The following is a 19,538-nucleotide window of genomic DNA, read 5'->3' on the forward strand; positions in this document are numbered from 1 at the left end:
TTTTGCTTATGCAAAGGGCTTGTTTTTCTGTATTTTCTAAAATACGATGAGTTATAGAGAATGGAATTGTTGTTATGGACTTGCAACAACTACTATAAATTCATTATCATGGAGACAGACTGACAAGAGAAGGAGTAATGGAAATACATGAATGAAGTAAAGCTTTCAAAACGATTAGAAGAAGTTGTGCGTGAAATACCAGTAGGATCTACAGTTGCTGATATTGGATCGGATCATGCGTATTTACCGTGTTATACAATTATAAATAATATTGCTACAAAAGCAGTTGCAGGTGAAGTTGTAGATGGCCCATTTCGTTCTGCGCAAGCAACTGTAGCTGAAAGTGGCTTACAAGATAAAGTAGATGTGCGTAAAGGGAATGGACTAGCTGTTATCACGCCAGGAGAAGTAGATGTGATTACGGTTGCCGGAATGGGCGGAGCGTTAATTCGTGACATTTTAGAAAGTGGTAAAGAAAAATTAGAAGGTGTAACACGTTTAATTTTACAGCCAAATATTGCAGCGCATCACATTCGTGAATGGTTTATTGAGAATGGATGGGAGCTTATCCATGAAAAAATCGTAAAAGAAGATGGGAAAATTTACGAGATTTTAGTAGGGGAACGAGGAAATATTGAGGTTCCTTATTCCGGAAACAAACAAACTGAATTGTTCATGGGACCATTTTTAATAAAAGAAAAAAGTGAGGCTTTCGTTGAAAAGTGGGAAGGAGAATTAAAAAACTTCCAAAATATTTTAAAGCAGTTAGAACGTGCGGCTGATTCTGAGGAAACAAAAGCGAAGCGCGCGGAAGTAGAAGTGAAAATGAAAATGATAGGGGAGGTTTTATCATGAGTAAAATTCCAAATGGCCATGAAATTATTTCTTTATTTGAAAGTATGTATCCGAAGCATTTGGCGATGGAAGGAGATAAGATTGGCCTGCAGATTGGAGCGCTTAATAAACCCGTGCAGCACGTATTAATTGCGTTAGATGTAACGGAAGAAGTTGTGGATGAAGCAATTCAATTAGGAGCGAATGTCATTATTGCGCATCATCCTTTAATTTTTAACCCGCTAAAAGCGATTCATACAGATAAGGCGTATGGGAAAATTATTGAAAAGTGTATTAAAAATGATATTGCAATCTATGCAGCACATACAAATGTGGATGTTGCTAAGGGCGGGGTAAATGATTTACTTGCTGAGGCGTTAGGATTGCAAAATACAGAAGTTTTGGCACTGACATATGCAGAAGAAATGAAAAAAATTGTTGTGTTTGTGCCTGAAACTCATGCAGAAGAAGTAAGAAAAGCATTAGGAGACGCAGGAGCTGGTCATATCGGCAATTATAGCCACTGTACGTTTAGTAGCGAGGGTACAGGCGCGTTTATACCTCAAGAGGGAACAAATCCTTATATCGGGGAAACTGGGCAGTTAGAACGCGTGGAAGAAGTGCGAATCGAAACGATTATTCCAGCTTCATTCCAGCGAAAAGTAATTAAAGCAATGGTAACGGCACATCCATATGAAGAAGTAGCATATGATGTGTATCCACTTGATAACAAAGGTGAAACATTAGGGCTTGGAAAAATAGGATATTTACAAGAAGAAATGACACTTGGACAATTTGCGGAACATGTAAAGAAGTCATTAGATGTAAAGGGTGCGCGAGTTGTTGGGAAATTAGATGATAAAGTGCGCAAAGTAGCTGTACTTGGTGGCGATGGTAACAAATACATCAATCAAGCTAAATTTAAAGGAGCAGATGTATATGTAACGGGGGACATGTATTATCATGTTGCTCATGATGCGATGATGCTCGGTTTAAATATAGTTGACCCAGGACATAACGTTGAAAAGGTAATGAAGCAAGGTGTACAAAAGCAATTACAAGAAAAAGTGGATGCAAAGAAACTTAATGTAAACATTCATGCTTCGCAGTTACATACAGATCCATTTACATTTGTATAAGAAAAATAAAAACCGTTGCTCATATAGGCAACGGTTTTTATTATTGTTCTTTTTTCACTTTTACACGAGGTAATATTTTTTGTAACGGTACTTTTCGAACTCTCTCCCATGTAGCGGGATTCATTGGGTCATATTGCTCTAAGAAAGCGATAACCTCTTTTGTAATTGGTGTTGGAGTAGAAGCACCTGCTGTAACAGCTACGTTTTCTACACCTTGTAACCATTCTAAATTAATTTCACTTACGTCTGCAACGCGGTATGCCTTCGTACCAGCGATTTCTTGTGATACTTGTGCTAAACGGTTTGAGTTGTTACTTTTCGGATCACCAACAACAATTGTTAAGTCGGCAACATCAGCTTGTTTGGCAACAGCTTCTTGGCGAACTTGAGTTGCTAAACAAATTTCCTTATGGAACTCTGCTGTTGGGAATTTTTTCTGAATGTCCTCCATTAAATGTTGCACATCCCATTGGCTCATCGTTGTTTGATTTGTAACTAAAATTTTATCCGTTGGAATTTCTAATGTTTTTAAATCATCGGCTCTTTCGATAAGGTGAACGATATCAGGTGCGATACCAACTGCGCCTTCCGGTTCTGGATGATTTTTTTTGCCGATATAAATGACATGGTAACCTTCAGCTTTCTTTGCTTCAATAAGGTCATGTGTTTTTGTAACATCTGGACAAGTGGCATCGATTGTTGTTAAACCTTTTTCTTTTGCACGTTGTTTAACTTCTGGAGAAACACCGTGTGCAGTGAAAATAACAGTACCAGAATCGATTTTATCTAAAATGTCTAATCGACTTGGACCGTCTAAAGTGATGATGCCATCTTCTTCGAATGCATCTGTTACATGTTTGTTGTGAACAATCATACCTAAAATATAAATAGGTCTTGGTAATGATGTATCTAATGCGGCGTTACGTGCAATAACCATCGCATCCACAACACCGTAGCAATAACCACGAGGGGAAATTTTAACAATTTTCATATGAGTAATCCTCTCCTTCTAAACAAGGGATACTTTTGTGCATAGTCTTTTACATTATAAAGGAGGAGTGGATAGAAAACAAAGGATTGTTACACATATAGTTTTGGTTTTGTTGCTATTTTTTGAACAGGCTCCTCTCGCACTTCTTTTTCTATAACTGGCTCAATCACCATTTTTTTTCTTTTTCTTTTTTTTTGTGGAGGAGGTGGAGTTGCTACTTCAACCTTTTCTGTTAGGTCTTCAGTTTGATCTTCGGTTGGATTTTCTTCCGTACTTTTTCCAGAGGTGAGGATTTTAACGATGCTTGGTAGGTTACGCATAATGGGACCGTACTGTTCGACGACAGGGCTTACAGATTGAACGACTTGTGATACTTTTTCGATATTATTTATCATATTAGTTGGATTCGAAATTAAATTCGAAAAAAAACTACCGATGCCGCTACTTGATGCTGCTGTAGTTGCTGCACCGCCGCGCGTTTCGTTTGATTCATACATTTGAGGAGGGATCATTTGCTCGGGATGATGCTGCATGTATGGTTGGTATTGCTGTGAGTATTGTTGCGGGTATTGTTGTTGGTATTGTTGTTGATATTGTTGTTGATATTGCTGTCGATATTGGGGTGGCGGTTGCTGGTGCATCATTGGCGGTGGTCCTTCCATTTGTCGATAAGGCGGAACCATTTGCATGAAAGGTTCGGTTGGATCGTGTTTTTTAAAGAGTTTAGCAAGGAACCCTTTCTTTTTTTGTGCCATCGGTGGTAGTTGTGGAATTGGATATGGTGTATAAGGTTGCTGCCCTGGATTCGGATACATTTGCCTATTGGGTGATTTTGGAAACATGTGAGAAATCCTCCTTTCTTCAGTTAGGTATATACACATACAATATGCAATAAGAGGGAAGAAGGTTAGTTTTTGAAGTAAAAACCTAAACTAAAGATGGATTTTACTTGTAGATTTCGATATAATGTAGACTTGACTGATTTGTGCGCGCAGTAGAAATTTAGAAAGAAGGTGTAACTTATGACACAACAAACTTTTACACAGTATGATTTTAAACCATTTTTAATAGATGCAGTTCGTGAACTACGCTTTACAGAGCCGACAGGAATTCAACAGAAAATTTTCCCAGTCGTAAAAAAAGGTGTAAGTGTAATTGGACAATCCCAAACAGGTTCTGGGAAAACACATGCATACTTACTTCCTACATTGAACAGAATTAACCCAGGTCGTGAAGAAGTACAACTTGTTATTACAGCGCCTACTCGTGAGTTAGCACAACAAATTTACGAAGAAATCGTGAAATTAACAAAGTTCTGTGCGGAAGATCAAATGATTACAGCACGTTGTTTAATTGGTGGAACTGATAAACAACGATCAATTGAAAAGTTGAAAAAACAACCTCATATTGTAGTTGGAACACCAGGACGTATTAAAGACTTAGTGGAAGAACAAGCATTATTTGTTCATAAAGCAAATACGATTATTGTCGATGAAGCAGACTTAATGCTTGATATGGGATTCATTCATGATGTAGACAAAATTGCAGCACGCATGCCTAAAAACTTGCAAATGCTAGTTTTCTCTGCAACAATTCCTCAAAAACTAAAACCGTTTCTGAAGAAATATATGGAGAATCCAGAGCATATTCATATCAATCCAAAACAAGTTGCGGCTGGAAATATTGAGCATTATTTAGTTCCGTCTAAACATCGTAACAAAATCGATTTAGTGAATAAAATGTTGCTACAATTTAAACCGTATTTAGCAGTTGTTTTCACGAATACGAAGAAGATGGCGGATCAGGTTGCTGACGGATTAATGGAGCGCGGCTTAAAAGTTGGACGAATTCACGGAGATTTATCACCGCGTGATCGTAAAAAAATGATGAAACAAATTCGTGACCTAGAATTCCAATATATTGTTGCAACTGATTTAGCGGCACGTGGTATCGATATTGAAGGAATTAGTCATGTTATTAACTATGAGCTTCCATCAGATTTAGATTTCTTCGTTCACCGCGTTGGAAGAACAGCACGTGCAGGGCATTCAGGTATTGCAGTGACGATTTATGATCCAGCAAACGAAGAAGCGCTAGATAGTTTAGAAAAACAACGTCATATTGAGTTCAAACATGTAGATTTACGAGGAGATGAGTGGGCGGATTTAGGTGAACGCCGTCGTCGTAAGAGCCGTAAAAAACCAAATGATGAACTTGACGTTATGGCAACGAAAGTTATTAAAAAGCCGAAAAAAGTAAAACCAAACTATAAACGCAAACTTGCAACTGAACGTGACAAAGTGAAGAGAAAATATAGCAATAAAAAAAGATAAGGGATTTCCCTTATCTTTTTTTATTCAGCTATTTGTGAGAGCTTTAATCAATATGGATAGAAAATATTGATTAAAGTTTCACTTCATCCAGATAATGTAAATGAAGAGTATAGTCTGTTTAAATAGTCGTATAAATTTATGTAGTGCGTTTTTTGTGAACAAACAATTCACTACATATTTCTACAAATTATGCTATCATTATATCTATTGTATATTGAAGAGGTGATTGTATGGTAAAGATTGGATCTCATGTTTCCATGAGCGGGAAGAAAATGTTATTAGCAGCAAGTGAAGAGGCTGTTTCATACGGTGCAACAACGTTTATGATTTATACAGGTGCACCGCAAAATACAAGAAGAAAACCAATTGAAGAATTGAACATAGAAGCAGGAAGAAAACATATGGAACAAAACGGTATTGAAGAGATTATCGTACATGCGCCATATATTATTAATGTCGGAAATACGACGAAGCCAGAAACATTCCAATTAGGTGTAGATTTCCTTCGTATGGAAATTGAGAGAACATCAGCATTAGGTGTGGCGAAACAAATCGTTCTTCACCCAGGTGCGCACGTTGGTGCAGGAGCGGATGCTGGTATTCAACAGATTATTAAAGGACTGAATGAAGTGTTAACGCCAGATCAGACTGTTAACATTGCGTTAGAAACGATGGCAGGAAAAGGAACAGAATGCGGCCGTAGTTTCGAGGAAATTGCAAAAATTATTGATGGTGTAAAATATAATGAAAAACTATCAGTATGCTTTGATACATGTCATACGCACGATGCAGGATATGACATTGTAAATGACTTTGACGGTGTATTAAACGAATTTGATAAGATTGTTGGTATCGATCGTTTACAAGTACTTCATATTAATGATAGTAAAAATGTACGCGGCGCAGGAAAAGACCGTCATGAAAATATTGGTTTCGGTCATATCGGTTATAAAGCATTGCATCATATTGTGCATCATCCACAGTTAACGCACGTACCAAAAATTCTTGAAACGCCATATGTAGGTGAAGATAAAAAAGATAAGAAGCCGCCATATAAATTAGAAATCGAAATGCTGAAAAATGGTACTTTTGATGAAGGACTTCTTGAAAAAATTAAAGCGCAATAAGGAGGGGATATCCCCTCCTTATTTTAGTAGTTGCTGAAATAAAGTATTTACTTGTTGGGCAGTAGCAGGGGAGGTTAATTTTGCTATTTGTTTTAAGAGCTCTAGTCGTTCGTCATTATCATAAATGTTAATATTCTTTCCTTTCATAAGTACAACAATTTGATCAGCTTGTGCAGTCGTAATTGGAACTTCATATTCTTTACTATATTTCAATAAATCTTTTGTAGAAATATGATTTAATTTTTTATTTACAAGTTGTTTAATGAGGTTCATCGTTTTATCCTCCTTCACACGTTCTTCTATCGAAATATATGAGTACGTAGCTTGTACATATTCGTATAGAGTTTCTTTTTTCATGACAAAAAGAAGCGTATGTTATAATAAAGAGACAAAACTATAGAAAAAGAGTATGGGAGGATTTATGGAGCAAAAGCAACATCGAAAAGAAAGTGTTATCCATCTTATTTATCGTTTAGTTATGATTATTTTTGGGGCAGCATGTGCAGCGGTAGCGATTGAATTATTTTTAATGCCGAATAAAATTATTGATGGTGGAATTATTGGTATTTCTCTTATACTAGATTATCTTACTCCTAATATTTGGTGGTTAAGCTTCTCTACTTTAGTCGTTATTCTCAACATCCCATTTATGTATTCAGGTTATAAGCAAATAGGAAAAACGTTCATGCTATCTTCGGCGTTCGGTATTGTAGCTTTAGCGTTTATTGAATCAACGTTACATGCTGTTCCGCCATTTACAACAGAGCCAATTTTAGCGACAGTGTTTGGTGGTCTTATTTTAGGGCTTGGTGTAGGGCTCGTTATTCGTCATGGTGGATCAATGGACGGAACAGAAATTATGGGTATTTTATTAACGAAAAAATTACCTTTCTCCGTTGGCGAATTTGTAATGTTTGTGAACTTATTCATTTTTGCGTGGGCAGCATTTGTATTTGGTGTTGAACAAGCTATGTATTCTGTTATGACGTACTATATTGCGTTCAAAACAATTGATACAGTCATTCAAGGTTTAGATGAAACGAAAGCAGTTTTAATTGTATCAGATCAATATGAGGAAGTATCAAATGCGATTTTACATCGTCTTGGTCGTGGAACTACAAAGCTTGTAGCGAAAGGCGGTTACACGGATAAAGAAAAAGAAGTGATTTATGCAGTTGTAACGCGTTTGGAAGTGACAAAGCTGAAATCAATTGTGTATGAAATTGATGCGAATGCATTTGTTACGATTATGAGTACACAAGAGACAAATGGTGGTAAGTTTAAATCGGCTATTCACTAAAAAATTATCCAGTAAAAGCCTTTACCAATCGGTAGGTGATGGCCTCATCTCATTAAGGTTTCATTTTATAGGAATATTTTTCGAAAGCAGAGAATTTTTCTCTGCTTTTTGTTATAATAGTAAGGTTTCTTGAAAAAGTAGATATATTTTAGGCAGATTGGTTTACAACTATAATAAGCTGTACTATAATTCAAATAGATATAAATCGGAATCATTCTGAATTAAAATAGGTGAGATGCTATGAATAATATATTAGAAATAGAAGGATTGTCATTTCGATATGAAGATCGAAATGTGTTAGAAGATATTAATTTGCAAGTTCCGAAGGGAGCTTTTTTAGGTTTAGTTGGCCCGAATGGTTCTGGGAAATCAACTTTGCTAAAGTGTTTATTAGGTGTTTTAAAGCCAAAACAGGGAAGTATTCGTTTGTTTGGTGTTGATAGTAAGAAGTTTAAAGAATGGAACAAAGTTGGTTATGTGTCGCAAAAGGCAAATAGCTTTAATTCTGGTTTTCCGGCAACTGTGTTTGAAGTTGTGTCAATGGGACTCGTTTCGAAAAAAGGGTTGTTTCGCTTTTTCACGAAAAACGATAAGGAAAAGGTAGAAAAAGCGATTGCTGATGTAGGGATGAGTGAATTTCAAGGACGTAATATCGGAGAGCTTTCTGGCGGACAACAACAGCGTGTATTTATTGCTCGTGCGCTCGTTAGTGATCCTGAATTACTTATTTTGGACGAGCCCACTGTTGGAATCGATGTGAAGAATGTAGAAAGTTTTTATGAGATATTAGAGGATTTAAACAAAAGGCTAGGAATCACATTAATTCTCGTTACGCATGATATGGGAGCTGTTACCGAGAAAGTAACACATGTTGCATGCTTAAATCAACATTTACATTTCCATGGAAATGTAGAAAAGTTCCGAGAGTTAGAAGATGCAGAAATGTCCGTCTTATATGGACATCATGTTCATCGTTTAGAACACGAGCATGAGCATCACGGGAGGATATAATGATACAAGATTTTTTACAATATGACTTTTTACGTAACTCTTTATATGCAGGGATTTTAATAGGACTTGTTGCGCCGCTTATCGGTGTATTTGTTGTCATTCGCCGCATGTCGCTTATTGCGGATGCGTTAAGTCACGTGACATTATCGGGTATTGCTGCAAGTTTACTACTAGAAAAAACAATTTTCACAGGGGGGTTCTTAAATCCGTTATATATGGGGATGATTTTTTCTATTGGTGGGGCGTTACTTATTGAAAAACTACGTACTGTATATAAACATTATCAAGAATTAGCAATTCCGATTATTCTATCAGCAGGAATGGGTATTGGTGTCATTTTTATTTCACTTGCAAATGGATTTAACACAGATTTATTTAGTTATCTATTTGGTAGTGTAAGTGCTGTAACAAGTACGGATTTAATCATTATCGGCATTGTAGCAATTGTTGTTATTATAACGATTACTTTATTATACAAAGAGTTATTTTTACTATCGTTTGATGAGGAATACGCTGTATCAACCGGTTTGAGTGCAAAGTGGATTCATTTTATTTTCATTATATTGGTTGCTCTTGTCATTGCAGTATCAATGCGTGTAGTAGGGGTTCTTCTCGTATCATCATTAATGACATTACCAGTTGCTGCAAGTATTCGTATTGCAAATGGATTTAAACAAACAATTTTCTTCTCCATTTTATTTGGTGAAATTGCAGTAATTGGTGGAATGTTTGCTTCGTATCAACTTGATCTAGCGCCAGGTGGTACAATTGTTATGATAGCAGTTCTTATTTTAATTGGTGCGATTTTATGGAAGAAGAAAAAAACTGCATAAAGTAGGGATAGATATGAATCTAACAGAAGCTTTACGCCTAATGAAAGATAAAGGATACAAACATACTGGGAAAAGAGAAGAAATGCTGAGGTTATTTGCAGCTCACAATCGTTATTTAACGGCGAAAGACGTTTTAGAGCATATGAAGGATGATTATCCAGGTCTTAGCTTTGATACGATTTATCGTAACTTAACGGTGTTTGCTGAAATCGGTGTTTTAGAACAAACAGAATTAAACGGTGAAAAACATTTTCGTTTTACATGTTCTATTATGGAACATCATCATCATTTTATTTGCTTAGATTGCGGGGGGACGAAAGAGATTACTTCCTGCCCAATGGATTTTATGAATAAAGATTTTAACGGTTATGAAGTAACAGGTCATAAGTTTGAAATATACGGACGTTGTCCAAAATGTGCAAAGTAAAAGCTCGTCAGTTATAGAACTGACGAGCTTTTTTGCGTATAAAAGAAGGTTGCTCACAAATATTGTGGGCAACCTTCTTTTTATTGTTCTTGTGTTTCTTTTTCTTTTTCTCGTTCAGCAGCCATTTCGGCAGCAATTACGTCAATTTCTTTTTTTAGTTCTTCTACCATTATTTCTTCTGGTACTTTACGAACAACTTGCCCTTTACGGAATAATAATCCTTCTCCGCGTGCACCGGCAATACCGATATCAGCTTCACGAGCTTCACCAGGACCATTTACAGCACAACCAAGTACGGCAACTTTAATTGGTACTTGCAGTGTAGAGATGTACTCTTCCACCTCGTTAGCGATGCTAATTAAATCAATTTCAATACGACCACAAGTTGGACAAGAAATAAGTGTTGCTGCATTAGATGCAAGGCCGAATGACTTTAATAGTTCACGCGCAACTTTTACTTCTTCAACTGGGTCAGCACTAAGTGAAATACGTAGTGTATTTCCGATACCTTTATTTAAGATTGCTCCAAGACCAGCAGCACTTTTTACAGTTCCGGCAAATAATGTTCCAGATTCTGTGATACCTAAATGTAATGGGTAATCAAAAGCACGTGCAGCTTTTTCGTATGCTTCAATTGCTAAGTTAACATCAGAGGCTTTCATAGATACGATAATATCGTGGAAATCTAAGTCCTCTAAAATTTTAATATGATGCAAGGCGCTCTCCACCATACCATCTGCAGTTGGGTATCCGTACTTTTCTAAAATGTGACGTTCTAATGAACCTGCGTTTACACCGATACGGATTGGAATACCGCGTTCTTTTGCTGCATTTACAACAGCTTCTACTTTATGGCGACGACCAATGTTACCTGGATTGATACGTACTTTATCAATGCCACCTTCAATTGCTTTTAAAGCAAGGCGATAATCAAAATGAATATCAGCAACAAGTGGAATGTTGATTTGTTTTTTAATATCAGCAATGGCATTTGCTGCGCGTTCGTCTGGAACAGCAACACGCACGACTTGACAGCCAGCTTCTTCTAAACGTTTAATTTCAGCAACTGTTGCTTCAACATCATGTGTTTTTGTTGTTGTCATACTTTGTATAATTAATTCATTATTACCGCCAATTGTTAAATTACCGACTTTAACTGGACGTGTTTTTGTACGATGAGTCATTTCATTCACGAATAGATCGCTCTCCTTATAAAAGAAGTTTCTTATTTAGTCCCTTATATCAATGATAGTATACGTGATACAGGGCTATAGAAACCGAAGTGCTCGGTTTCACTTTTACTATTGTATCAGCGCCTTTATGTAATTGACAAGGATTAAGTGATTGCTTATTGATATAACGGGAATTTATAAGACTTTCCAATTTGTATTTTTGTAGCAGAAGTACTTTTGTTTAGTTGTTTAAAGTCATCAATTACCTTTTCAATGGAAGGGATCTTTTTCTTATTAATTTGTTCAGTAATAGAAAGAACTGTCTCACCTGTTTTGACTTCAATTGTTTTATAAGTTACATCTGTTTCTTTTTCTGCTTTGTTCTCTTTATTTTGTTTTGTATTTGTACTTTCTTGTTTTATTGTTTGGGCTGCATTTGTTTTTTTATATGAACTTAACATCGGTAAAGTGCCGATTTTTATATCGTAATAAAATATATAACCAAGAACAAGCACGAATAAGAATATACCTAATCTCTTCATATTCTTCACTCCTTTGCTAGGAATATATGCTTGTCCAAAAAAAAAATGCCTATTTAGGCATTTTTTTGTTCTTATTTTTCATTCGGTTTTGGAACTTCTTTAATTGTTAAGTATAGAACAATTAAAACAACTGCGATATAAATGAATGTTGAACCAGGCACAACGATTTTGAATAGATCCATAATCATAAAGAAAATTGTTGGAATTGTGTAGCTGTAAGCAGTTAACGTCCATACTTGCTTATAAGATAATTTACGTTGACCACTCATAGCAGAACCTATAAACGCAAGTAAAGTAATTCCTAAGAAAGTAATGAACAATTGGAATAGATATACTAATACGCCGATAACAGCTAATAAAATTGGATAGATACTATCGAATACAGAAATGAAATCTTGTAAATCTTTCTTCTCAAGAGATGTCCCTAGTAAATCATTGTAGGAGTATGTTTGCGTTTGGCCATTTCCTATAGAAACTACTTTATCTTTTAAAATAAATAAACCCGTTTTATTTTGGTATTTTTCAATATCTGTTGTATTTGGGTCAAATACGAAAAGAGCATCTCCCTCTTCTTTTTGAATAGGTTCTTCAATATCAGCTTTTAGTTCACCGTTTTCGATTTTAAAATCAGGTAAATCTTTTTCAATTGCTTGATTTACCATAGTAACACTATCTTGAATAAAGCTACCGTAAAAGAATGTTCTTGGAATAGTAGTGATTAGACAAAGTAGCATAATATACAAAATGGTTTTTCCGATTTTTTGAAAACGGAATAGCGCCATATCTTTAGGCGAATATACGCTTTTGACTAATTGGGTAAATATGGACATAGATTCACTTCCTTTATGTATGTATAAAATCATTGTAACGTAGGAATCTAGGGAATCTCAAGATATATTATATTTACATATAGTAGAGATAACTAAATTTCTTTTTATTAATTTTCTTCTTTTAAATGAGAAAAATACAATTGACACTTTTCTTTTCTATATGGTAAATTTATCTTACATTTCTTAAAGAATATATCCGATAGGAATTCCTTTATTTGATGTATTGTTACATACATAATTGTGGACCCTTAGCTCAGCTGGTTAGAGCAGACGGCTCATAACCGTCCGGTCGTAGGTTCGAGTCCTACAGGGTCCATATCCATTTCACATGTTTATTATGTCGGCAGGAAGCTTCCTTGTAGAAGGGAGCTTTTTTTATGAAATATATGAGCATTTTAATTGAAATGAAGTGGGAATTTTGCTACTTTAATGATAGCAAGACAATGTGATTTATTTGTTTGCACCCTATGGCAATTAGGGTAGAATGAAGTTGTATGTCACTTAAGTGGCAATACATAAACTGGGAGGAATATAACAATGGCAAAACACGAATTACCAAATTTACCTTATGCGTATGATGCTTTAGAGCCTCACTTTGACAAAGAAACAATGAACATCCATCATACAAAACACCATAACACGTACATCACAAACTTAAACGCTGCTTTAGAAGGTCATGCAGAATTAGCTGACAAAAGCGTAGAAGAATTAGTTGCAAACTTAAACGAAGTACCAGAAGCAATCCGTACAGCAGTACGTAACAATGGTGGCGGACATGCTAACCACACATTCTTCTGGACAATCTTATCTCCAAACGGCGGCGGACAACCAGTAGGTGAACTTGCAACTGCAATTGAAGCGAAATTCGGTAGCTTCGATGCGTTCAAAGAAGAATTCGCAAAAGCTGGCGCAACTCGCTTCGGTTCTGGTTGGGCTTGGTTAGTAGTAAATAATGGTGAGTTAGAAGTAACAAGCACGCCAAACCAAGATTCTCCTCTAACTGAAGGTAAAACTCCAGTTATCGGTTTAGATGTTTGGGAACATGCTTACTACTTAAATTACCAAAACCGTCGTCCAGATTACATCGGTGCATTCTGGAATGTTGTAGATTGGAACGCTGCTGAAAAACGTTACCAAGAAGCAAAATAATTGTAATAACGATAAAAAGCTAGGAGAATGCTCCTAGCTTTTTTCTATGCTTTCCTTTTACATAATTGGGCTTGTCTTTGGAAGACTAGAACATGAAGTAAAGGAGAGTTGTGTATGAAGTGGAAACATATAATTGGTGACGTTGAAGTGAATCGGGATTTAGTGTTATTGCTCCTTATTGGAGGTTTATACACGCTCGCAATTTCTTTATCGAATACGTTTGTGAACATTTATTTATGGAAACAAACACAAAATTATGTGAATCTTGGCTTGTATAATTTGGCCAGCGTTGTATTACAGCCTCTCACATTTCTTATAGGTGGGAAATTAGCGAAGCGTATTGATCGCTCAATCTTGTTGCGAATAGGCGTAGGCACGTTAGCTACTTTTTTTATCGTTGTTTTAGTAGCGGGAAAAAGTGCTTCTCACTATATTTTATTGATGGGGGCTCTTTTAGGAGTTGGATATGGTTTTTACTGGCTCGCGTTTAACTTATTAACATTTGAGATTACAGAACCAGAAACAAGGGATTTCTTTAACGGGTTTCTTGGACTTCTTACATCTTTCTCTGGCATGATTGGACCGATAGCAGCTGGATACACAATTTCGCGTATGGAAAAATGGAGTGGCTATACGGTCATATTCTTTCTTTCATTAGTGCTGTTTGCAATTGCTGTTGTGTTAAGCTTTTTTTTATCCAAGAGAGAATGTGAAGGGCGTTATGAGATTACGCAAGTTTTGAAAGAGCGACGGATTGATAAAAATTGGGGAAGAATTACACGTGCTCATTTTTTCCAGGGATTGAGAGAGGGAACATTTATTTTTGTTATTTCAGTATATGTGTACTTAGCAACCGATAGTGAGCTCGCATTAGGGAAATATAGCTTAGTAAATTCTGCTGTATCATTTGTATGTTACTACTTAGTCGCTCGTATGTTAAAGAAAGAGTGGCGAAAAAAAGCAATTTTACTTGGAGGCATTATTTTATATGCGGTCGTATTTTTAGTTATATTCAATGTTACATACACAAAATTACTTATTTATGCAGCATGCATTGCCATTGCATACCCTATTTTACTCGTTCCGTATGGATCGATGACATATGATGTAATTGGTAGAGCGAAAAATGCGAGAGAGTGGCGTGTAGAGTATGTAGTTGTCCGAGAATTATGGTTAAATGCTGGGAGAATTTGTTCAGTTTTAAGTTTTTTATGTGCTGTATTATTCTTTCCGCCTGAAAAGAGCTTACCTTTCTTACTATGTATTTTAGGTGCTGGACATTTTCTTATTTATTTTGCAGTTAAAAATGTCAAATATGATGGGGGAAATGCGGGGAAAACAAGTGTTGTAGCGCAAGGGACCACGCAGAATCAAACTGAACCAGAAGGTTAACTTCTCTTTTGTTTTATGCTAGAATAGAAAAAGATGTAAGACAGCAGTGAGGACACCTGTATGAAGGTGTCCCTTTCACATTACATAGCTGTTGGTAGAGGGGGTTTGTATGAGCAAGAAGCAGAAACAACAAAAGAAAAAGACTCACGTTCCTTTTCGGTTAAACGTGCTGTTTTTCTGCGTGTTTTTAATGTTCTCCGCGGTTATTGTAAGGCTTGGATATGTACAAATTGTTCGCGGTGAGGAATATAAAAATGAAGTGGAGAGGAAAGAGAACTCGACGATTAGTAATCCTGTACCACGTGGGAAAATATTTGACCGTTATGGGCGACCTGTAGTAGATAATGCAGCTGTACGTACGATTACATTTACAAAAATGAAAGGATCAACTGCAGAGGCTCGCTTAGAAACAGCGAAAAAGCTAGCAGATTTGATTGAAGTACCGACAGATAAATTAACAGATCGCGATAAGAAAGACTATTGGCTTGCTATTCATAAAGAGGAAGCTAAAGAAAAAATTACGAATAAAGATCGTCAAGAGTTTAAAGATAAAAAAATTGACGATAAAGAATTAGATGAGCGTCAACGAAATCGCGTGACAGAAGAAGAAGTGAATCAATTATCCGCAAAAGATTTAGAAGTACTAGCGATTAAAAGCAAAATGGACGGCGGATATGCGATGACGCCACAAGTTATTAAAAAGGATGCTACAGAACAAGAATACGCTATTATTAGTGAAAATCTAGCAACATTACCGGGTGTAGATACGAATGTTGATTGGGATCGAAAGTATATTTATGATGATTTATTCCGAAGTGTACTTGGCGGGGTGTCAACGTCTGATGAAGGTTTACCTAGAGAAAGACTAGATTACTATCTTGTTCGTGATTATAATCGAAATGACCGCGTAGGGAAAAGTTATCTTGAGCAGCAATATGAAGATAGTTTGCACGGTAATAAAGCGGAAGTGAGAAATGTTACAGATAAAAACGGTAATATTTTAGAAACGATTAATGTATCAAAAGGGCAAAGTGGTAATAATCTAAATTTAACAATTGATATGGAATTACAAAAGCGTGTAGAAGAAATTATCACGAAAAATTTATTGAGATATAAAGGTGGACAACCCTATTTAGATCGTGCATTCGTTGTAATGATGAATCCAAAAAATGGTGAAGTTTTATCTATGGCAGGGAAACAGTTAGTGGAAGAAAATGGCGAAACGAAAGTACAAGATTTCGCATTAGGAACGATGACAAGCTCTTATCCGATGGGATCAACTGTAAAAGGTGCGACAGTACTTACAGGATATCAAACAGGTGCAATTCAACCAGGTTCAGTTCAACTTGATGAACCAATCAGATTAAAGGGAACGCCACCAAAATCTTCGTGGAAGACGATGGGATATATTAATGATTTAACAGCATTAAAAATGTCTTCTAACGTATATATGTTTAAAACAGCGATGAATATCGCAGGCGTTCAATATGTAAGAGGTGGTACGTTAGATATACCACAAAAAGCATTTGATACGATGCGTTATTATTTCGGACAGTTTGGACTTGGCGTAAAAACAGGTATTGATTTACCAAATGAATCTGCGGGCCAAACAGGTAGAGGAAATCAGCCAGGTTTCCTACTAGATTTATCAATTGGACAGTATGATACGTATACGCCACTTCAATTAGCACAATATGTTTCAACAATTGCAAATGGTGGATATCGTATGCAGCCGCAAGTTGTAAAGGAAATTCGTCAACCGTCAGCGAAACAAGACGAAGTTGGAAAAGTTGTTCATTCAATGGAGCCGAAAGTACTAAATCGTATTGATATGCCTGAATCACAAATTAAACGTGTTCAGGAAGGATTTAGACAAGTATTTAACGATTCTGGTGGTACAGCTGCGAAATACTTTGCAGGTGCACCATATAAAGCTGCTGGTAAAACAGGTACAGCTCAAACTGTGTATGGCGGAGATAAAGAGATTGGTAAAAAGGCAAACGGTGAGCGTAAAGAAACATATAATTTAACATTAGTAGGTTATGCGCCACTTGAAGACCCTGAAGTAGCATTTTCTGTTGTTGTACCTTGGGTAGATGATAAATCAGGTATTAACGGATATATTAGCCGTGACATTATGGACGCGTACTTTGATTTGAAAAAAGTAGAAAATGGCGAAGCTACTAAAGATGAAATAGATAAGAAAAATAAAGAACAAGATGATGAATAAAAAGTTGTAAAAAAAGCACACTATCTGAAAAGATAGTGTGCTTTTTTTTATGGTTCATGCATACGTTTTAATAAGGTGGACAAGCATATTATATCGAAAAAAAATAAGAAATCTCACAAATGATACTTACACAAGCACCTAGAGAATACCGATTTTACGGGGGAAATTATCTGTGAAGAGGAACGGTGGATATGGATTCAAGTTTACCTTATGTTGATTCTTGTGGAACTTTACAAAACTTTTACAAACAATTAAAACCGAATTAATAGTTTAGCAGTATTCTTATATCTGTAATCCTGTTATTTCCGGTTACTTCTAGGAGGAAGAACACGTGAAATGGATAAGTGCATCAATTAAAGTTTTCATACTGTCGACATGTTTCTTTTATGTTGGCACGTCTACTGCATTTGCTGTGAATGAAATGGGAGAAGTGAGAGTTGATGGATCCTCAACGGTTTTTCCTATTATAGAAGCAGTAGCGGAGGAATATACAAAGGTGCATCCGAACGTGAAAATCTCCATCAGTGTTTCTGGGACAGGAGGAGGATTTAATCGTTTCAGTAAAGGAGAAGTAGATATAAATAATGCTTCGAGAGTAATGAAACAAGTGGAAGAAAATGAAATGAAGAGAAACTCCATTCAGTTTACACCGTTTGAAGTCGCTTATGATGGTCTTACAATCGTTGTGAATCGTCAAAATACTTGGGTAGACAACATGACGGTAGACGAGTTACGTCTATTATGGAGTGAAGATGAAAGTGAAAAGCGATGGTCACAAATTCATTCATCATGGCCACGTGAACAGGTAAAGTTTTATGCGCCAGGTGTAGACTCTGGTACGTATGATTATTTTCAAAATGTCATCTTACAAAAAAGTCGCATTGTAAAAAAAGTCTCTTTGTCTGAAGATGATCAAGTTATTATGCAAGGGGTAATGAATGATAAAAATGCCATTGCTTTTGTAGGATATGCTTATTATATGGCCAATCGAGATAAGGTGAGAGCAATAAAAGTGAATGGTGTACTTCCGACGAAAGATACCATCCAATCAGGTGAGTATAAGCCGTTATCTAGGTCACTATTTGCTTATGTGAATCATGCATCTATCCGAAATAAAATGAATGTAGCAAATTATATTGAGTTTATGATTCAGCATGTCGGTAATCTCGCTGAAGAGGTTGGATATGTAAAATTACCAAAAGAAAAATACAATGAACAGCTGCGGATGTTAACAGAAATAAAAAGGTAATGTCAGGGTGGAAAGGGGTTTTCATCTTTGGCTTATAATGACAAAAGTCAAATTACATTTTCTGTACAACATTTGATTGAAAGAAATACAAAACAGAGAAAAAAAACGCAGCGAATCAATCGAATCGTTCCATTATTACTAAAAATAATTGCTAGCGTGTCTATTGTAACGACACTTGGAATTATTTTTACGCTTTCCAATGAAACAATAATGTTTTTTCAAAAAATACCATTACAATCCTTTTTGACGGAAAAGGAATGGTTACCTTTTTTTGAAGATCCTAAGTTCGGTATATTACCACTTATATGTGGAACGGTCCTTGTAACAGCGATTGCTATGTTCGTAGCAATTCCTATCGGTTTAGCGTGTGCCGTATTTTTAAGCGAATATGCTTCAAACGGTGCAAGAAAAGTATTAAAACCGATGTTAGAACTATTAGCAGGTATACCGACAATTGTATATGGTTTTTTTGCATTAACAGTTGTTACACCGCTTTTGCAACGGATTATACCTGATTTACAGTTTTTTAATGCGATTAGTCCAGGTATTGTTATTGGCTTTATGATGATACCTACAATTGCCTCCCTGTCTGAAGATGCAATGAGATCTGTAGCAAAAGGAACGAAAGAAGCTTCATTAGCACTGGGAGCAACTCGGTTAGAGATGGTAAAACAAGTCGTGTTTCCTTCGGCTTTTACAGGGATTATGGCAGCGGTTATATTAGCTGCTTCCAGGGCAATCGGTGAAACGATGATCGTTGTAATTGCAGCGGGATCTACGCCGAACGTATCGCTCGATCCGACACAATCTATTCAAACGTTAACAGCTTATATTGTGCAAGTGAGTTTAGGTGATGCTCCGCATGGAACAATTACTTATTACAGCATGTACGCTGTAGGCGCGACGTTATTCTTATTTACTTTTATAATGAACATCATGTCTCAGTTTATTATGCGCCGCTTTAGGAGGGTGACATAAT

General features: G+C 36.2%; 19 protein-coding genes and 1 tRNA gene. 14 read left to right on the forward strand and 6 right to left on the reverse strand.

Going from position 1 to position 19,538, the window contains the following annotated elements; translation table 11 throughout:
* Window positions 1-147 precede the first annotated feature (147 nt).
* Complete coding sequence (locus AC0L0O_RS03115; protein WP_001006552.1) at window positions 148-855, forward strand: tRNA (adenine(22)-N(1))-methyltransferase; 708 nt, start codon at window positions 148-150, stop codon at window positions 853-855.
* Complete coding sequence (locus tag AC0L0O_RS03120; protein WP_473785645.1) at window positions 852-1,973, forward strand: Nif3-like dinuclear metal center hexameric protein; 1,122 nt, start codon at window positions 852-854, stop codon at window positions 1,971-1,973. The genes AC0L0O_RS03115 and AC0L0O_RS03120 overlap by 4 nt, the downstream gene beginning before the upstream one ends.
* A gap of 40 nt (window positions 1,974-2,013) precedes the next feature.
* On the opposite strand, the gene AC0L0O_RS03125 is transcribed toward AC0L0O_RS03120, so the two are convergent.
* A complete protein-coding gene (locus AC0L0O_RS03125; RefSeq protein WP_000706670.1) occupies window positions 2,014-2,964 on the reverse strand; it encodes a 4-hydroxy-3-methylbut-2-enyl diphosphate reductase in 951 nt (316 codons plus the stop codon).
* An 89-nt stretch (window positions 2,965-3,053) separates the two neighbouring features.
* On the reverse strand, window positions 3,054-3,806 hold the full coding sequence (gene vrrA, locus AC0L0O_RS03130; RefSeq protein WP_000484152.1) for a VrrA/YqfQ family protein: 753 nt from the start codon (window positions 3,804-3,806) through the stop codon (window positions 3,054-3,056).
* Between the two features lie 180 nt (window positions 3,807-3,986).
* On the opposite strand from vrrA, the gene AC0L0O_RS03135 reads away from it, so the two are divergent.
* Together AC0L0O_RS03135 and AC0L0O_RS03140 are read left to right on the forward strand one after the other, a co-directional pair.
* Window positions 3,987-5,297, forward strand: a complete 1,311-nt coding sequence (locus AC0L0O_RS03135; protein WP_000194030.1) for a DEAD/DEAH box helicase — start codon at window positions 3,987-3,989, stop codon at window positions 5,295-5,297.
* A 230-nt stretch (window positions 5,298-5,527) separates the two neighbouring features.
* Window positions 5,528-6,424, forward strand: a complete 897-nt coding sequence (locus AC0L0O_RS03140; RefSeq protein ID WP_000238740.1) for a deoxyribonuclease IV — start codon at window positions 5,528-5,530, stop codon at window positions 6,422-6,424.
* Window positions 6,425-6,442: 18 nt separating this feature from the next.
* Here the strand turns inward: AC0L0O_RS03140 and AC0L0O_RS03145 are convergent, their stop codons facing one another.
* Window positions 6,443-6,697 (reverse strand): DUF2624 domain-containing protein, encoded by a 255-nt coding sequence (locus AC0L0O_RS03145; RefSeq protein WP_428888989.1) that lies wholly within the window; start codon window positions 6,695-6,697, stop codon window positions 6,443-6,445.
* 148 nt (window positions 6,698-6,845) lie between these two features.
* Between AC0L0O_RS03145 and AC0L0O_RS03150 the strand changes: the two genes are divergently transcribed.
* From AC0L0O_RS03150 to AC0L0O_RS03165, 4 genes are all read left to right on the forward strand, one after another.
* Complete coding sequence (locus AC0L0O_RS03150; RefSeq protein ID WP_000435958.1) at window positions 6,846-7,724, forward strand: YitT family protein; 879 nt, start codon at window positions 6,846-6,848, stop codon at window positions 7,722-7,724.
* A gap of 240 nt (window positions 7,725-7,964) precedes the next feature.
* Window positions 7,965-8,735, forward strand: a complete 771-nt coding sequence (locus AC0L0O_RS03155) for a metal ABC transporter ATP-binding protein (protein WP_001059649.1) — start codon at window positions 7,965-7,967, stop codon at window positions 8,733-8,735.
* A complete protein-coding gene (locus AC0L0O_RS03160; RefSeq protein ID WP_000613822.1) occupies window positions 8,735-9,568 on the forward strand; it encodes a metal ABC transporter permease in 834 nt (277 codons plus the stop codon). Before AC0L0O_RS03155 ends, AC0L0O_RS03160 begins: the two co-directional genes overlap by 1 nt.
* 13 nt (window positions 9,569-9,581) lie before the next feature.
* Window positions 9,582-9,995 (forward strand): Fur family transcriptional regulator, encoded by a 414-nt coding sequence (locus AC0L0O_RS03165; RefSeq protein ID WP_001054512.1) that lies wholly within the window; start codon window positions 9,582-9,584, stop codon window positions 9,993-9,995.
* An 80-nt stretch (window positions 9,996-10,075) separates the two neighbouring features.
* Here AC0L0O_RS03165 and ispG read toward each other — a convergent pair whose 3' ends face one another.
* The 3 genes from ispG to AC0L0O_RS03180 all read right to left on the reverse strand — a co-directional run bounded on the left by ispG (window position 10,076) and on the right by AC0L0O_RS03180 (window position 12,539).
* Window positions 10,076-11,179 carry a flavodoxin-dependent (E)-4-hydroxy-3-methylbut-2-enyl-diphosphate synthase gene (gene ispG / locus AC0L0O_RS03170; RefSeq protein ID WP_002194540.1) on the reverse strand — a complete coding sequence of 368 codons (1,104 nt, stop codon included), beginning with the start codon at window positions 11,177-11,179 and terminating at the stop codon, window positions 10,076-10,078.
* Window positions 11,180-11,343: 164 nt separating this feature from the next.
* Entirely contained in the window at window positions 11,344-11,709 is a 366-nt protein-coding gene (locus AC0L0O_RS03175; RefSeq protein ID WP_000825409.1) for a hypothetical protein, read from the reverse strand.
* Window positions 11,710-11,780: 71 nt separating this feature from the next.
* On the reverse strand, window positions 11,781-12,539 hold the full coding sequence (locus tag AC0L0O_RS03180; RefSeq protein WP_000021907.1) for a DUF1189 domain-containing protein: 759 nt from the start codon (window positions 12,537-12,539) through the stop codon (window positions 11,781-11,783).
* 242 nt (window positions 12,540-12,781) lie between these two features.
* Here AC0L0O_RS03180 and AC0L0O_RS03185 point away from each other — a divergent pair.
* The 6 genes from AC0L0O_RS03185 to pstC all read left to right on the forward strand — a co-directional run bounded on the left by AC0L0O_RS03185 (window position 12,782) and on the right by pstC (window position 19,537).
* Window positions 12,782-12,855 (forward strand) — tRNA-Ile (locus tag AC0L0O_RS03185).
* 221 nt (window positions 12,856-13,076) lie between these two features.
* Window positions 13,077-13,688: a superoxide dismutase [Mn] gene (gene sodA / locus AC0L0O_RS03190; protein ID WP_001052031.1), complete on the forward strand. Its 612-nt coding sequence runs from the start codon at window positions 13,077-13,079 to the stop codon at window positions 13,686-13,688.
* A gap of 114 nt (window positions 13,689-13,802) precedes the next feature.
* On the forward strand, window positions 13,803-15,080 hold the full coding sequence (locus AC0L0O_RS03195) for an MFS transporter (RefSeq protein WP_000871377.1): 1,278 nt from the start codon (window positions 13,803-13,805) through the stop codon (window positions 15,078-15,080).
* A 109-nt stretch (window positions 15,081-15,189) separates the two neighbouring features.
* Window positions 15,190-17,310 carry a peptidoglycan D,D-transpeptidase FtsI family protein gene (locus AC0L0O_RS03200; protein WP_000039015.1) on the forward strand — a complete coding sequence of 707 codons (2,121 nt, stop codon included), beginning with the start codon at window positions 15,190-15,192 and terminating at the stop codon, window positions 17,308-17,310.
* Between the two features lie 331 nt (window positions 17,311-17,641).
* A complete protein-coding gene (phoX, locus tag AC0L0O_RS03205; RefSeq protein ID WP_000871263.1) occupies window positions 17,642-18,559 on the forward strand; it encodes a phosphate ABC transporter substrate-binding protein PhoX in 918 nt (305 codons plus the stop codon).
* 27 nt (window positions 18,560-18,586) lie between these two features.
* The gene (gene pstC, locus AC0L0O_RS03210) at window positions 18,587-19,537 is read left to right on the forward strand and encodes a phosphate ABC transporter permease subunit PstC (protein ID WP_000323881.1); all 951 of its coding nucleotides are present in this window, start codon (window positions 18,587-18,589) and stop codon (window positions 19,535-19,537) included.
* The last annotated feature ends 1 nt before the right edge of the window (window position 19,538 follow it).

This window comes from Bacillus sp. GS3m_15504, assembly GCF_055825275.1.

What these genes read in the sequence shown, in the direction of transcription:
- AC0L0O_RS03115 (WP_001006552.1), top strand. Translation starts at nt 148, where the DNA reads ATGAATGAAGTAAAGCTTTCAAAACGATTAGAAGAAGTTGTGCGTGAA.
- AC0L0O_RS03120 (WP_473785645.1), top strand. Translation starts at nt 852, where the DNA reads ATGAGTAAAATTCCAAATGGCCATGAAATTATTTCTTTATTTGAAAGT.
- AC0L0O_RS03125 (WP_000706670.1), bottom strand. Translation starts at nt 2,964, where the DNA reads ATGAAAATTGTTAAAATTTCCCCTCGTGGTTATTGCTACGGTGTTGTG.
- vrrA (WP_000484152.1), bottom strand. Translation starts at nt 3,806, where the DNA reads ATGTTTCCAAAATCACCCAATAGGCAAATGTATCCGAATCCAGGGCAG.
- AC0L0O_RS03135 (WP_000194030.1), top strand. Translation starts at nt 3,987, where the DNA reads ATGACACAACAAACTTTTACACAGTATGATTTTAAACCATTTTTAATA.
- AC0L0O_RS03140 (WP_000238740.1), top strand. Translation starts at nt 5,528, where the DNA reads ATGGTAAAGATTGGATCTCATGTTTCCATGAGCGGGAAGAAAATGTTA.
- AC0L0O_RS03145 (WP_428888989.1), bottom strand. Translation starts at nt 6,697, where the DNA reads ATGAACCTCATTAAACAACTTGTAAATAAAAAATTAAATCATATTTCT.
- AC0L0O_RS03150 (WP_000435958.1), top strand. Translation starts at nt 6,846, where the DNA reads ATGGAGCAAAAGCAACATCGAAAAGAAAGTGTTATCCATCTTATTTAT.
- AC0L0O_RS03155 (WP_001059649.1), top strand. Translation starts at nt 7,965, where the DNA reads ATGAATAATATATTAGAAATAGAAGGATTGTCATTTCGATATGAAGAT.
- AC0L0O_RS03160 (WP_000613822.1), top strand. Translation starts at nt 8,735, where the DNA reads ATGATACAAGATTTTTTACAATATGACTTTTTACGTAACTCTTTATAT.
- AC0L0O_RS03165 (WP_001054512.1), top strand. Translation starts at nt 9,582, where the DNA reads ATGAATCTAACAGAAGCTTTACGCCTAATGAAAGATAAAGGATACAAA.
- ispG (WP_002194540.1), bottom strand. Translation starts at nt 11,179, where the DNA reads ATGACTCATCGTACAAAAACACGTCCAGTTAAAGTCGGTAATTTAACA.
- AC0L0O_RS03175 (WP_000825409.1), bottom strand. Translation starts at nt 11,709, where the DNA reads ATGAAGAGATTAGGTATATTCTTATTCGTGCTTGTTCTTGGTTATATA.
- AC0L0O_RS03180 (WP_000021907.1), bottom strand. Translation starts at nt 12,539, where the DNA reads ATGTCCATATTTACCCAATTAGTCAAAAGCGTATATTCGCCTAAAGAT.
- sodA (WP_001052031.1), top strand. Translation starts at nt 13,077, where the DNA reads ATGGCAAAACACGAATTACCAAATTTACCTTATGCGTATGATGCTTTA.
- AC0L0O_RS03195 (WP_000871377.1), top strand. Translation starts at nt 13,803, where the DNA reads ATGAAGTGGAAACATATAATTGGTGACGTTGAAGTGAATCGGGATTTA.
- AC0L0O_RS03200 (WP_000039015.1), top strand. Translation starts at nt 15,190, where the DNA reads ATGAGCAAGAAGCAGAAACAACAAAAGAAAAAGACTCACGTTCCTTTT.